The organism is Microvirga subterranea (genome assembly GCF_003350535.1).
Lineage (GTDB): Bacteria > Pseudomonadota > Alphaproteobacteria > Rhizobiales > Beijerinckiaceae > Microvirga > Microvirga subterranea.
Window position 1 is genome coordinate 247,802 of the sequence record NZ_QQBB01000003.1, and the last position, 13,528, is coordinate 261,329.

Sequence of the window (13,528 nt, forward strand, 5' to 3'; positions counted from 1 at the left end):
GTAGCCGCATGCGTATCGGGATCATGACCGACATCCACAGCAACCGGGAGGCCTTCTCGGCCTGTCTTGACCATGCCCGGCTGGTCGGGGTCGACCGCCTGATCCTCCTCGGCGATTATGTCGGCTACGGAGCCGACCCGGTCTGGACGGTGGAGACCGTCGCAAGGCTCGTATCGGAAGGGGCGGTCGCCCTCCAGGGAAACCACGATGCGGCAATTGACGGGTCGGACGAGGATATGAACGCCACCGCCCAGGAGGCGATCCGCTGGACCCGGGCGCAGCTCGGCCCCGATCACCGAAGGTTCCTGTCCCGGCTCCCACTCCGGCACGAGGAGGGAAGCGTCCTCTATGTCCACGCCAACGGCTACGCTCCGGCGGAGTGGGACTACATGTCGGGGCCCCTCGACGCCGTGCGCCATTTCGGCCGGGTCGATGCGCACATCACCTTCTGTGGCCACGTCCATATATCGATGCTCTATCACATGAGCACCACGGCCAAGGTCGGGGCCTTCACGCCGGTGCCCAACACCGACATCCCGCTCCTGCCGACCCGTTCCTGGCTCGCGGTGGTCGGCGCCGTAGGCCAGCCGAGGGACGGAACTCCGGCGGCGAACTATGCGATTTTCGATGCGGCGCACCAGAACTTACGCTTCCTGCGCGTGCCGTACGATTCGGCCGCCGCCGCGAGCAAGGTGCGCGAAGCCGGGCTTCCCGAGAGACTTGCTCTCCGGCTCGAACAGGGCCGCTAACATGCGCCTGCGGCTGAATACCGGCATGGTGATCGACGGTTTCGAGCTGACGGAGCACCTGAGCACCGGAGGGACCGCCCTGCTCTGGGCCGTTTCCAGGCTGGACGACCCGATGCCGCTCATCATGAAGATCCCGCTCCTGCGCGACAGCGACGATCCGCTGCCGATCGTCTCCTTCGAGACCGAGCAGATGATCATGCCGCGCCTGACCGGGCCGCACGTGCCGCGCTTCGTCGCGACCGGCGCTCTGGAAGCCCAACCCTATATCGTCATGGAGCGAATTCCGGGCCCATCCCTCAAGGCGAGACTGCCCGAAGTGCCCCTGCCCTGGCCGGAGGTGGTGGAGATCGGCGTGAAGGTGGCGCATGCCCTTCACGACCTGCACCGCCAGCACGTGATCCACCTCGACGTGAAGCCGAGCAACGTCATGTTCCGGGAAACCGGCGAGGCGGTGCTGATCGATTTCGGCTTCTCGCGTCATGAAATGCTGCCCGACCTCCTCGATGAGGAGTTTCGCGAGCCGTTCGGCACCACGCCCTACATGGCCCCGGAACAGGTGCTTCAGGACCGGTGCGATCCACGCAGCGACCTTTTCGCCCTCGGGGTGATGATGTACTTCTTCGTCACCGGGGAGCGGCCCTTCGGAAATCCGCGCGGCAGCCAGATCCGCCGCCGCCTCTGGCGGGACCCGGCGCCGCCCCGGGCCAGGAACTCGGAATGCCCGCCCTGGCTGCAGGAGGTCATCCTCCGCTGCCTGGAGGTCGATCCGAACGACCGCTACGCGACGGCGGCCCAGCTCGCGCTCGATCTCGAAAACCCGGAGCAGATCCAGCTCACCGAACGTGCGGAGCGGCTCGAGCGCGACAGCGGCATGAAAACGTTCAAGCGGTGGCTGAAGGCCCGAAGGGCGCAGCCGCTCGAGACGCCGAACATCGCGGGTCAGCTGTCGCGGGCGCCGATCATCCTGGCCGCCGTCGACCTTTCACCGGGGAATGAGGATCTCGCCGATGCCCAGCGGGCCCTGGTCAGGCGCATCCTCTCCATCGAGGACGGCGCCCGCATCGCCTGCGTCAACGTTCTGAAGACCTCGCGCATTGCCGTCGACATCCTGGAGGACGAGGAAGGCCGCAACCTCCATGTGCTGCGCCTCATCCAGCTCAGGCACTGGGCTGCAACCCTCGATCTGCCGAAGGAACGCGTCACCTACAGCGTCCTGGAAGCGCCCGACCCGGCGGGTGCCCTGATCGGCTATGCGAGACACAACAACGTGGATCACATCGTGATTGGCGCCCGCGCTTCGTCGGCATTCCGGCGCTATCTTGGAAGCGTCTCCTCCCAGGTGGTCGCCGAGGCCCCCTGCTCCGTAACGGTCGTTCGGACCTCACGTGACCGCCGCCCGACCGAAGCCTGACCGGTCGTGGAGGAGTTGGTCAGGACGCCTTGATCTCCTCCAGCAGCCAACGGTGGAACGCTTCGAGCCCCGGGCGCACGGGTCGGTCCTCGGGAACCGTGAACCAGTAAGCGTTACGGCTCTTGAACCCGAGGCCGGCAGGGTTGACGAGGCGACCGCTGACGAGTTCCTCCTGCACCAGGCGCCGCGGCACCAGGGCGAGGCCCTGACCGGAAATTGCGGCTCTGATGACCAGGGAATAGAAGCCGAAGCGGATGGTGTGAGCCGGCTCAAAGCCGTCGATCCCGTGAGCGGCCCCGAACTCGCTCCAACGCAGAGGCGTCTGGAAGTGGTCGAGCACGGTATAGCGCCCGACATCCGCAGCGGTCTCCAGCCCGCCCATGCGGGCCAGGAGGGGCGCCGCACCGACGAGGGCCACGTCGCGCCCGAAGAGATAATCAGCTCTCTGTCCCGGCCAGTGCCCCTCGCCGAAGCGAAAAGTCCCGTCGGCGGCTTCCGTTGTGTCTGCCGTTACGAAGCTCGTGAACTGCACATCGATGTCCGGATATTGCTCCGCGAAGCGCGAGAAGCGAGGGAGGAGCCACCGATCTCCGATGATCGGCAGCACATGAAGGCGCACGGACCAGGGTGACGCCTTCAGGGCCGATATCCGTACCCCCGCCGTTTCGAGTTCCGCTAGGGCTGTTCGGGCATGTTTGATGTAGATGCGTCCCGCCTCCGTGGGCACGAGTCCTCGGCTTCCACGGGTGAAGAAGGTGGCGCCCATGGTCTCTTCGAGCGCGCGAAGGTGCTTGCTGACGGCGCTCTGCGTCAGGTTCACGGCCTCGGCCGCGCCTGAGGCGGTTCCGTGCTCAGCGACGGCAAGGAGCACGCGCAATGATGTCATGGAGCTTGGAAGGCGATAAACGCTCATGCGTGATCGACGGGTTCGACGAAATGGAATAGGGGCCACTTCTATTCCGAAATGGAATAGAAAAGCGACGAATTTTCATTTGTCACCGTAACTTTCCCTTGGGACATAGGAGAAAAGGGAAGTTCTCATGACAGAGCCGAAAGTCCTCTGGGCGTCACGTTTCAGGTCGGGCCCCGCCCCGGAGCTGATGAACCTCTCCCGATCCGATCCGAGCCATTTCCGACTGGCCGCCTACGACCTCGCCGCCTCGTCGTCCCATGCCCGCGAACTCGTCCGGGTGGGCCTTCTCGATGAGGATGAAGGCGAGCGCGTCCAGGCAGCCCTTGCGGATATCGCGGCCGACCTCGAAGCGGGGGCCGTAATCCCATCTGAGGGTGACGAGGATGTCCATACGTTCCTGGAGCGCGTGCTCATGGAGCGGCTCGGCCCGCTGGGCGGCAAGCTGCGGGCGGGGCGCTCGCGGAACGATCAAGCCGCAAACGACCTCAAGCTCTATCTGCGGGACAAGGCGAGGCGCATCGCCCTGGACCTGCTGTCCCTTCAGGATGCGGTCGCCGGTCAGGCCGAGGAACATCTCCAGACTCTTGCGCCGGGCTTCACGCATCTCCAGCCCGCCCAGCCGGTGAGTTTCGCACACCAGCTTCTCGCTCATGCCCAGGGTTTCGCACGCGACATCGAGCGGCTGCGGGACTGGGATCGCCGCGCGGCCCGTTCCCCCCTCGGCGCGGCGGCGCTCGCCGGCTCGGCCATTGCGAAGAACCCCGACCTGTCCGCGCGCGAGCTCGGATATGACGGGCCATGCGAGAATTCGATCGATGCGGTCGGCAGCCGCGATCATGTCGCAGAATTCCTGTTCGCGACCGCCATGCTGGGCGTGAACCTGTCGCGACTTGCAGAGGAAATCTTTCTCTGGTCGTCGCGGCAGTTCCGCTGGGTCGAGCTCGACGACGCCTACGCGACAGGCTCGTCGATCATGCCGCAGAAGAAGAATGCCGACATTGCCGAGCTCACGCGCGGGCGTGCTGCACGGCTCATCGGCGCGCTTTCGACGATGCTCACGGCTCTCAAGGGGCTTCCATTCGCCTACAACCGCGACCTTGCCGAGGACAAGCGCGCCGCGTTCGAGGCGATCGACACCCTCGCCGCCGTCCTGCCGGCGATGACCGGGATGGTGCGCACCTTGCGCGTCAACACCGAAACCCTGCGGCGGCAGGCGACGGAAGGGTTCACCCTGGCGACGGAGGTCGCCGACTGGCTTGCGCGCCGTGGCGTGCCGTTCTCGGAAGCCCATGAGATCACGGGTCTCCTCGTTCGGCATTGCGAGGATCGCGGCATCGGGCTCGAGGATGTGACCGACGCCGATCTCGTGGCGGTCGATCCACGCCTTGACGCAACGGTCAAATCCTGCTTGACGCCCGAGGCAGCGGTCACGGCCCGCGATGCCTATGGCGGCACCGCGCCTGAGCGCGTGACCGAGCAACTCGCGCGCCTTCGCTCACTCTCCGACGACCAAAGGGAATGGGCGATACGTTATGACGGCCCGCGGACCTGAATGAGCGAAGGAGTTTCCGGATGAGCAGCGCCGCCGCGCAATCCGCATCGGGCTCGGGCCCAAAGGCCGAAAGGTTCGATCCGTCCATCGCCCATCTGACGCATGTGCCGCGCCGACATTACGGACGCTGGATCGCCAGTCTTCTGATCCTGATCGTCTTCGCCTATGTTGCGAAGGCCTTCGCAGAGGGGCAGATCGACTGGAAGGTCGTCGGCCAGTTCTTTACGGCGCAGTCCATTCTGAGCGGCCTCGGCAACACGATCATCATGACCATTTGCGCTATGGCGCTGGGCATCGCTCTGGGCGTCCTGTTCGCCATCATGGTCATGTCGCCGAACCCCGTGCTCAAAGGCGTCGCCGTATTCTACATCTGGTTCTTCCGGGGAACGCCCCTGCTCCTGCAGCTCCTGATCTGGTTCAATCTCGCCCTCGTCTTCCCACGTATCGGAATTCCGGGACTGTTCGAGGCCCGCATGGTTGACGTTATGACGCCCTTCGTGGCGACCCTGCTCGGCCTCGGAATTAACCAGGGTGCCTACACGGCGGAGGTGGTGCGTTCGGGCATCCTGTCTGTCGATGTCGGCCAGACGGAAGCGGCGAAATCCATTGGGATGACGCGCCTCACCACCCTGCGCCGCATCATCCTTCCGCAGGCCATGCGGGTCATCATTCCGCCAGTTGGGAACGAGGTGATCAGCATGGTGAAGCTGACCTCGATCGCAAGCGTGATCGGCTACGCCGAGGTGCTGCGCAACGCCCAGACGATCTACTACGCCAATGCACGGGTGATCGAGCTCCTGATCGTCGCGGCGGCGTGGTACCTGATGATCGTGACCGTGCTCAGCGTCGGGCAGCATTTTCTCGAACGCTATTTCGCCAAGGGGCAAAGCCGGCGTAAGACGCGGCCGGCCGCCCGGCCGACCCTGGAGAGCTGAGCCATGATTCCGATCGTCGTCGCTGCGGACGTCCGCAAGGCCTTCGGCTCCGTCCAGGCTCTGGATGGGGTTTCGATCGAAATTCCCGCCGGACAGGTCATGTGCATCGTCGGCCCGTCCGGGTCGGGCAAGAGCACCCTCCTGCGCTGCATCAACCAGCTGGAGCGCATCGATTCCGGCGCGATCTGGGTCGACGGAGAGCTGATCGGCTATCGCCGCGTCGGCGATAAGCTCTATGAGCTCACCGATGCCGAGATCGCGCGCCAGCGCCTGACGAGCGGCATGGTCTTCCAGCGCTTCAACCTGTTCCAGCACATGACGGCGCTCGAGAACATCATCGAAGGGCCTGTGACGGTGCAGAAGCGCCGCCGAAGGGATGCGGTCGACGAGGCCGTGGCGCTGCTCGAGCGTGTGGGCCTAGGCGCCAAGCGCGATTCCTATCCGTCCGAGCTCTCGGGCGGCCAGCAACAGCGGGTCGCGATCGCTCGGGCGCTCGCCATGAAGCCGAAGCTGATGTTGTTCGACGAGCCGACCTCCGCCCTCGACCCGGAGCTGGTGGGCGAGGTTCTGTCGGTGATGAGGGATCTGGCGAGTTCCGGCATGACGATGATTGTCGTCACGCATGAGCTCGGCTTCGCCCGCGAGGTGGCGAACGAGGTGGTGTTCATGGATCGGGGAGCCATCGTGGAACGGGGCTCGCCGCAGGAGGTGCTCGTGCATCCGCAACAACAGCGCACCCGCGACTTCATCGCCGCGGTTCTTGCGTGAAAATCCGTTCCCAGGAAAGGACCGACGAACATGAAATTGATTGCAGGATTGCTGGCGAGCGCCCTCGCCCTTAGCTTCGCCACGGCGTCGAACGCTGCGGAACTTCCGGACAGGATCAAGAAGGCGGGCAAGATCGTCGTGGCGACGATGCCGAACTACGCCCCGATCACGTTCAAGGACCCGGCCACGAACAAGCTCACGGGCTTCGATATCGATCTCGGCGAGGCCCTCGCGAAGGAGCTCGGCGTCGGCATTGAATGGCAGGAGATCGCCTTCGCTCAGATGATCCCCTCGCTCCAGACCGCACGCGTGGATCTGGCGCTCGCCGGCATGAGCGACCTCCCGGCCCGGCGCGAGATAGTCGACTTCGTCGACTACATGAAGTCAGGCGCCCAGTTCTATACCTCGCCGGCCATGGCGGCGACGATCAAGACGCCCGAGGATCTCTGCGGCAAGAAGGTCGGCGCGAGCCGTTCGACCAACTGGCCCCGCCAGATCGCCGAGTGGAGCCAGGCGAACTGCGTCGCCAAGGGCAAGCCCGCGATCGAAGCGATCGGCACCGAAGGCTCGGCCGATGCACGTACTCAGCTGAAGACCCAGCGCCTTGATGCGGCGGTCCAGGGCAACGAGACCCTGCCCTATTTCCAGCAGCAGGAGCCCAACACCTATGTGCTGATCGGCGAGGCCTTCACGACGTCGCTCTCGGGCATTCCGGTCCTGAAGACCGAGACGCAGCTCCGGGACGCCGTGAAGGAGGGCCTCGAGCGACTGCAGCAGAAGGGCACCTACGACGAAATCCTGAAGAAGTACGGCCTGCAGGCGAACAAGCTCTCGCCGATCGGGATCAACCAGGGTCAGGACTGACGACGGGTCAGTCCTGCCGATCACACTTCGGCGGCGGGCCCATGGGGGATCTCGTGGGCCCGCCGCACATTCACATTTCGCTCACGCTTCCTTCGGCACCCGGTTGATTGTCGGGCTCCTCGCGACGAGCGCCTCCAGATCGTCCCAGGCATAAACGAAGTTCTCAGACCGCCAGACAGGACCGGGATCGGTATAAGCCCCGACCCTGCGGCCGCCCATGGACTCGTAGAAGGCGATCGCCGGATCGTTGCCTGCCACGACACCGAGGGCTATGCCGTGGTAGCCGAAGCCCATCATGTCGCTCGCAAGCGCGCCGAGCAGGATGCGACCTATGCCCCGCCGCTTGAAAGCGCGATCCACGTAGAGGAACTTCACTTCCGCTCGTCCTTCGAACGCGTCGTGCGAGGACGGTCCTGCGGCTCCGAAGCCCGCTAGGCGCCCTTCGCCTTCCGCCACGAGAATCGTATGTCCGAGACCGTCCCCTGCCAGCATAGCCTGCCAGCGGGATGCCCTGACCGGCTCGGTCAGAACCCGATGAGCGTCCTCCGGAGCAAGATCCCGATAGGTCTCGCGCCACATCCGGAAATGCAGTGCTGCAATGGCCGGCCCGTCCGCGGGTCGTGCCGGACGAATCGTGACGTTCATGACGCGCCGTTCCAAACAACTGCCGGATAGTTCCTGTGGCTGCAGGCTTGGATGATCCTCACGGTCTGCGTCCCCTTTCGTCCACATCCGGCAGGACCAGATAGATCAGAACTGCGACGATCGTTATGACGAATCGGAAAGCGGACGGGACGCCGTTCCATTGCTGAGACATCCACATCCCAAACCACTCGCCGCCAATCGCCATGAACCCGACCTGCCAGACAAGAAAGCCGAGCGTTAGGCCAGCGACCGCATAGCCCTTCGAACCGTTGAAGGCAGCAGCGGAGAGCCTGTGGCCCCGAAGCATCCGGGCGGCGCCGATCCAGCAAAGAATGGCGGTGAGGCTCTCGGCTGCGATGATCAGGATGTAGGCGGCATGGTGCAGGGCAGGACTGGCAACGGCGCGATAGCGAATCGTCGTGTCGGGAAACACGGTGTCCATGGTCAGCACGTGCTGCACAAACGCCAGGTTGGTGCCGTAGTCGGTGATGTTGCCGAATGCGACGAGGCTTGCCCATAGCGCGATGGCCGCCACCATAGCCGTCTTGGACGCCCTGACGATGACCATTCTGCCCCCGGCCCTGAAAGGTGTCTTGCGAGACTGCCTTAAAGACGGAGGATCTCTCCGGCGCTCACGTTCAGGATGAGATAGCCGGTTCTGCAATCACTGGCGAGTCGGAGATTATCCGCTCATGGCTCGACTTTGCCGTCACGAGACATCAGCACAGCCGTTATGGCCAGCCGGACGGGGGTCCAGGCTCTGAAGCCGGTCGATCAACGGCTTCAGGTGCGCCGGGTAATCGGGCTCGTTCTGAAGCTCCACCGTATAGATCCTCTTTAGGATCTGACCGATGACGGCAGCAGCATGGTTGGGCGTGAGAGTGAGCGTGTTCGGGATCCGCAGCCCATCGTGCGATCCGCCAGCGGTCAGCATGAGGAAATTCCTGTGCGTTCATGCATCGGTCCGATGCGTTCTACCAAGCCAACCCGGCTGGAGACGAGCGGTTGCACGCGGGCAACCCGTGGGGTGCGGCGGCGCACAACGTTGTGATTAGCGATGAAGGCGGCACTTCGTATGTAATAACATTGGAACTTTAGCGGCGAGACAGATCAGCGCCGGGGCCGGGACCGAGTGATCACAATGAGGAGTAGCCCCTTTTAAGATGACACGATCCTCCTGCCGGACAGTTATAAATCCTGACGGGCTCTGACCTCTACCGCCCCCGACGAGCGGAGTGGAAAGGTGTTCAAATTTTGCGGCGCCATAAGGCCAACAAGAAGCATGCTCGACATGTTTGGAACGGAACAGAGCAAGCGCATCTATCAACCTGACGCCTTGCTGGCGGAGAGACATTCTTGACGGCACCGGACCTGATACGCCACCTGAGGTCGCATCCTTTTCTCCGCCGGGTCGCCGTCGTTGTGGGCGGAACCGCTGCTGCCCAGGCCATTACGATTGCCGTGTCGCCCCTCATCACTCGGCTGTATGGGCCGGAGATCTTCGGGGTCTTCGGGGTGTTCACGGCCGCCCTGGCTCTTGTCACGCCGCTTGCCAACCTGTCCTACGGCGCCGCGATCGTGCTGCCGGAATCGGACGACGAAGCCAGGACACTTTTCAAGCTCGCTGCGCTGATCGGCCTGATCATGGCCATCCTCTCGTTCATCGTCGTTGCAGCTTTCGGCGCCGAGATCGCGGAAGCGATCGGCTTCACCGCCGATCCGCACCTGCTTCTGATCGCACCTGTCATGGTGATGCTGTCTGCCGTCGCCGAGCCGCTCCACCATTGGCTCTATCGGATGAAGAAGTTCGGGGTCATTTCGCGGGCAGCCGTGATCGAAGCCGCGGCAAACGGCTTGGCCAAGGTCGGGATCGGAACCATGGCGGCAACGGTGCCTGCGCTCCTTGCCACATCGGTTTTCGCATCCGCGCTCCAGGTGTCGCTGCTTTGGGCGAGTGCGCGGCACACGCTGATGGGCTGCGCCGCTCCGGATCAGTCAACGAAGCGCACGACCCCTTCGCCTGCACTGAGGGACGTCGCTCGCCGCTTCCGTGACTTTCCGCTGTTCAAGGCGCCAAACGACTGGCTCAACATGATTTCGAACAGCATCCCACCGCTCATCCTTGCCGCGGCTCTAGGACCCGTTCCGGCGGGGTTCTACCTCCTGGCGCGCCGGGTCGTCGTGCTCCCGATCACCGTCATCTCCGGCGCGATCGGCCCGATATTCCTGACGCGCTTCGTCGAAGCCACTCATGGTTCGGAACGGCTGAGGCCGCTTCTGCTGAAGGGAACGGCGGCGCTCGCGGCAGCCGGTCTGGTGCCTTTCGGGATCATCGTCGCCTTCGGGCCGTGGCTGTTCAGCCTCGTTTTCGGCGCCGGATGGGAGCCGGCCGGTGAATATGCACGGTGGCTGTGTCTCTGGTTCTATTTCGCTTTCATTGCGGCGCCGTCCTTCCACGCCATTCCTGTCCTCGGCCTGCAAGGACATTTTCTGGTGTACCAGATCGCGGTGCTCGCGTTGCGCGCCGGAGCGTTGGCGGCAGGCGCAATCTACTTCGGGAACGACGTCCTCGCGATCGCTCTGCTGTCGATCGTCGGCGCCGTGGTCAACGGAACGCAGATCATCTGGTGCGCGGCGAGCTGCGACGTCCGCTCCCGGGACGACCTCGCTCAACTTCGACAGGCCGTTTGATCAGGCGGAACGTCGCCGATCCTTGGCCAAGCGCGTTGTTCGTCAGGATTGCCCTTGCAGGTTCGCAGCGGCCCGGCGCGGCTTGCGGTCACCACGACGCCGGAAGCTGCGGTAAAGCTCCTTCAGCGCCGCCGGAATTCGCGGGCGGATCACATCCTGGTAGACCGCCTTTGCGACGATGCCAGGCGTCCGAATGAGGATGGGAAGAGCCTCGCGCCGTACGAGATGAAGGTCCGCGTATTCGTCCTGAGACATTCTCCAGTGCTGGTCAGGACCCGACAGGCTCATGTGATTGATCTCGTCGATGCCCGGCCGCGAGAAGGCATCCCTATAGACCTCCTCCGTTAGAAGACTGCCGAGTCTGCATTCGGCGAAATCCTCGTCGAAGGTATATTTGGGCAGGATCAGGGTCCGCCCGCAGACGACGCCCATCTGAGCCGCGACGAGGCGTCCGTCCACGCGGATCGTATGCCATTCCCATTGGTTGTGACGGGAGAGCCCGCCGATAAGCTCGGAGTAGAACTCGACCGTCTTTTGATCGTGCACCATTGCGGAGCCCGAACGACCCTTCCAACCGGCCGCCTCGAGGGCCATATATTCGGCCAACAAGCCGTCATTGCCGATGTCCCCTCGCCTCACTTCGAAGGAAGCCGTGCCGCGCTGATCCAGCTTCCTGCGATAGCGCCTGACGTTCTTGCGGATACTGCCGAGCTCGGCCATGTACCCGTCGAAGCTGCCGCGAGCATCGAGGTAGGAATACATCGTGCTCAGCCCGGTACGCACCAAGTAGCCGCTCGAGTTCTTCCCGGCTGCACGCCACAGAGCCGAACTTCGACGAATCGCCTTGAAGTCGATTCCGATATGATTCGGTATGCAGCGATCGACATCCATGAGAAGCGTATCCAGCGCTGCAGCGCCGATGTCGGGTTCCAGCAGGATGTCGCCGGATGGTGTATGCTGATCGAAAGGCGTCTCCAGGACGGGCAAACTCTGGCTGAAAATTCCGTTCGATCGCCAGACCAGGGGGAGGACACCCACAAGCCGATCGCCCCTATAGGCGAAGGTGCAGAGCCATCGGTCCCCAGGCCGAAGCCGGTGGCACATGAAGGCACTCACCCAGGCAGGCAAGGCACCGGCAACAGCCTGAGGAACGCGCACGGCAAGATCGTTCCACGCGGCAATGTGGGGCAGCAGCCCCTCGAAGTCCTGAACGGTAACCGCTCGCAACTCAAGGTCGCGATACGGCGGAGGGTGAGCATGTTCTCGAAAATGTTCGAGAACATCTGCGGCGTCTACATTGGCTCCCTGCAAGATTGAGCGCACTCCCTCTGGTTGAAGTCGCTACTCACGCCCTAATCTGCGAGGCAATCGGCCGATAGGCCGCTAACATTCCTGCAGGTCTGTTTTGAGCTTATACGCCAGCGACAAGATAAGATTACATTATGAGCAGAGCTGTTCAAGTTACTCTCTTGAGAACTGCTCATCGTAATACCGAATATACGCAGAAAACGCCGACCGACCGAGGTTTCCAGGCGTGTTCCACGACATAAGAACCATCGATAAGAATGGCTACCTCATGTGGCCAGACAAAATCCTGCTATTATCCGCAAAGACCACTTTCTCGCCCAGAAGCGGTGGATCTAATCTCTGCCTGACCGTCGCTCGTGAGCTGAATCCGGCTTGACAGCGTCGACGAGAACGCACCGAGACAAAGCAGGACTGCCAGGATGCGAGTTGCACGTCACGCCGGGACAGGAGCAGTACAAACTGGGCGGCCCGAAGCCATCGTTCTGGGCGGGTTGGTCAACGGACTGAGCGTCGTCAGGAGCCTTGCGAAGGCTGGAATTCGGCCCATCCTGGTGAGCAATGATCGTGATCTGGCGACGAGATCGCGATACGTTCGCCCCCATCTCGTTCCAGAGTACAATGAAACCTTGGTCGACGAGTTGTTGCGGCTCCGGCAGGAACTGGCCTTTGGGCCTGTGCTGATCTGCGCGCAGGATGCGCCTCTGCTCGCCATCTCGAAGTACCGGGAACGTTTGGCGCCTCACTTCAAGTTTCAGGACTTTCCGCCCCATGAGAAGCTGGTAGAGCTTGGCCATAAAGACCGGTTCTTTCAGGTGGCTCAGGAGGGTCGGTTTCCCGTTCCGTCGACGCTTCTCGTGCGCAGCCACGGCGACCTGAGCGGGATCAGCCAGTTGCGTCTTCCACTGTGCGTCAAGCAGAACGGGCACTCCAAGATCTACGAAAGAACGTTCAAGAAGGCCTATCGGGTCGAGAGCCACGCCGAGGCGCAGGCGCTTTGCGCGCGTATCCTGGACGTCACCGGCGAAGTCCTTGTTCAGGAGTGGATCGAGGGCACGAATGACTCGATCTATTTCTCGCTCTGCTACATGACGCGCTCAAAGCCCGTGGTCTTCACCGGGCGCAAGGGCCGCTCATGGCCCCCTCAGATCGGCGTCACGGCTAGCTGCTGGGCCGCACCGGAAGCAGCGGAGGAGCTGGAGGATCTGACGGTCCGCTACTTCCGCCATGTCGGTTTCACGCACGGCTTCTGCAGCATGGAGTTCAAGCGCGACCAGCGTGATGGCCGGTTCCTGATGGTGGAGCCTACGGTCGGACGAACCAACGGTCAGATCGAGATCTCCGCTCTCTGCGGCATCAATCTCTGCCACGTCGCCTATTGCGATTTGGCCGGACTTCCACGACCGCCCCTGCGGCTCGACCCGACCCATGTGTGGCGGGACGAATTTACGGACGCCCTCGCGGCCCGTATGCTGGGGACGGATTGCGCCTATCCGCCAAGACATCGCATTCACAATGCCTTCTGGCGCTGGGACGACCCGTTTCCAGCGCTTTCGGCTGCATCCGATTTCGCGGGCCGTGGCTTCCGGCGCCTGGGTCGTGCTGCCGGAGGCTTGTGGCCATTGAATCAGCTCCCGTCGTACCAACGGATCTCGTAAGCGTGGGCGATCGGGGTGGTCTATCAACGAGGTGAAT

13 protein-coding genes are annotated in these 13,528 nt (G+C 63.2%); 8 read left to right on the top strand and 5 right to left on the bottom strand.

Going from position 1 to position 13,528, the window contains the following annotated elements; all coding sequences use genetic code 11:
• Nucleotides 1-8 precede the first annotated feature (8 nt).
• Together DES45_RS09280 and DES45_RS09285 are read left to right on the top strand one after the other, a co-directional pair.
• Entirely contained in the window at nt 9-749 is a 741-nt protein-coding gene (locus tag DES45_RS09280; protein ID WP_114769709.1) for a metallophosphoesterase family protein, read from the top strand.
• A gap of 1 nt (nt 750) precedes the next feature.
• On the top strand, nt 751-2,160 hold the full coding sequence (locus DES45_RS09285) for a serine/threonine protein kinase (RefSeq protein ID WP_114769710.1): 1,410 nt from the start codon (nt 751-753) through the stop codon (nt 2,158-2,160).
• 19 nt (nt 2,161-2,179) lie between these two features.
• On the opposite strand, the gene DES45_RS09290 is transcribed toward DES45_RS09285, so the two are convergent.
• A complete protein-coding gene (locus tag DES45_RS09290) occupies nt 2,180-3,046 on the bottom strand; it encodes a LysR substrate-binding domain-containing protein (RefSeq protein WP_245571642.1) in 867 nt (288 codons plus the stop codon).
• 154 nt (nt 3,047-3,200) lie between these two features.
• On the opposite strand from DES45_RS09290, the gene argH reads away from it, so the two are divergent.
• Genes argH through DES45_RS09310 form a run of 4 tightly spaced genes read left to right on the top strand, consistent with a single transcriptional unit; the run spans nt 3,201 to nt 7,192 of the window.
• The gene (gene argH, locus DES45_RS09295) at nt 3,201-4,625 is read left to right on the top strand and encodes an argininosuccinate lyase (RefSeq protein ID WP_114769712.1); all 1,425 of its coding nucleotides are present in this window, start codon (nt 3,201-3,203) and stop codon (nt 4,623-4,625) included.
• Between the two features lie 20 nt (nt 4,626-4,645).
• Nucleotides 4,646-5,560, top strand: coding sequence for an amino acid ABC transporter permease (locus DES45_RS09300; protein WP_114769713.1), 915 nt, complete (start codon nt 4,646-4,648; stop codon nt 5,558-5,560).
• 3 nt (nt 5,561-5,563) lie between these two features.
• Nucleotides 5,564-6,328: an amino acid ABC transporter ATP-binding protein gene (locus DES45_RS09305; protein ID WP_114769714.1), complete on the top strand. Its 765-nt coding sequence runs from the start codon at nt 5,564-5,566 to the stop codon at nt 6,326-6,328.
• Nucleotides 6,329-6,358: 30 nt separating this feature from the next.
• Nucleotides 6,359-7,192 carry an ABC transporter substrate-binding protein gene (locus DES45_RS09310; protein WP_114769715.1) on the top strand — a complete coding sequence of 278 codons (834 nt, stop codon included), beginning with the start codon at nt 6,359-6,361 and terminating at the stop codon, nt 7,190-7,192.
• Nucleotides 7,193-7,273: 81 nt separating this feature from the next.
• On the opposite strand, the gene DES45_RS09315 is transcribed toward DES45_RS09310, so the two are convergent.
• The 3 genes from DES45_RS09315 to DES45_RS09325 all read right to left on the bottom strand — a co-directional run bounded on the left by DES45_RS09315 (nt 7,274) and on the right by DES45_RS09325 (nt 8,771).
• Nucleotides 7,274-7,837, bottom strand: a complete 564-nt coding sequence (locus tag DES45_RS09315; protein ID WP_114769716.1) for a GNAT family N-acetyltransferase — start codon at nt 7,835-7,837, stop codon at nt 7,274-7,276.
• Between the two features lie 58 nt (nt 7,838-7,895).
• Nucleotides 7,896-8,405 (bottom strand): DUF2165 family protein, encoded by a 510-nt coding sequence (locus DES45_RS09320; RefSeq protein ID WP_114769717.1) that lies wholly within the window; start codon nt 8,403-8,405, stop codon nt 7,896-7,898.
• A 141-nt stretch (nt 8,406-8,546) separates the two neighbouring features.
• A complete protein-coding gene (locus DES45_RS09325; protein ID WP_114769718.1) occupies nt 8,547-8,771 on the bottom strand; it encodes a hypothetical protein in 225 nt (74 codons plus the stop codon).
• Nucleotides 8,772-9,193: 422 nt separating this feature from the next.
• On the opposite strand from DES45_RS09325, the gene DES45_RS09330 reads away from it, so the two are divergent.
• Complete coding sequence (locus tag DES45_RS09330; protein WP_114769719.1) at nt 9,194-10,528, top strand: lipopolysaccharide biosynthesis protein; 1,335 nt, start codon at nt 9,194-9,196, stop codon at nt 10,526-10,528.
• A gap of 42 nt (nt 10,529-10,570) precedes the next feature.
• Here DES45_RS09330 and DES45_RS09335 read toward each other — a convergent pair whose 3' ends face one another.
• Nucleotides 10,571-11,839 carry a GNAT family N-acetyltransferase gene (locus DES45_RS09335; RefSeq protein WP_147282375.1) on the bottom strand — a complete coding sequence of 423 codons (1,269 nt, stop codon included), beginning with the start codon at nt 11,837-11,839 and terminating at the stop codon, nt 10,571-10,573.
• 623 nt (nt 11,840-12,462) lie between these two features.
• Between DES45_RS09335 and DES45_RS09340 the strand changes: the two genes are divergently transcribed.
• Nucleotides 12,463-13,491 carry a carboxylate--amine ligase gene (locus DES45_RS09340; protein ID WP_147282376.1) on the top strand — a complete coding sequence of 343 codons (1,029 nt, stop codon included), beginning with the start codon at nt 12,463-12,465 and terminating at the stop codon, nt 13,489-13,491.
• Nucleotides 13,492-13,528: the final 37 nt, after the last annotated feature.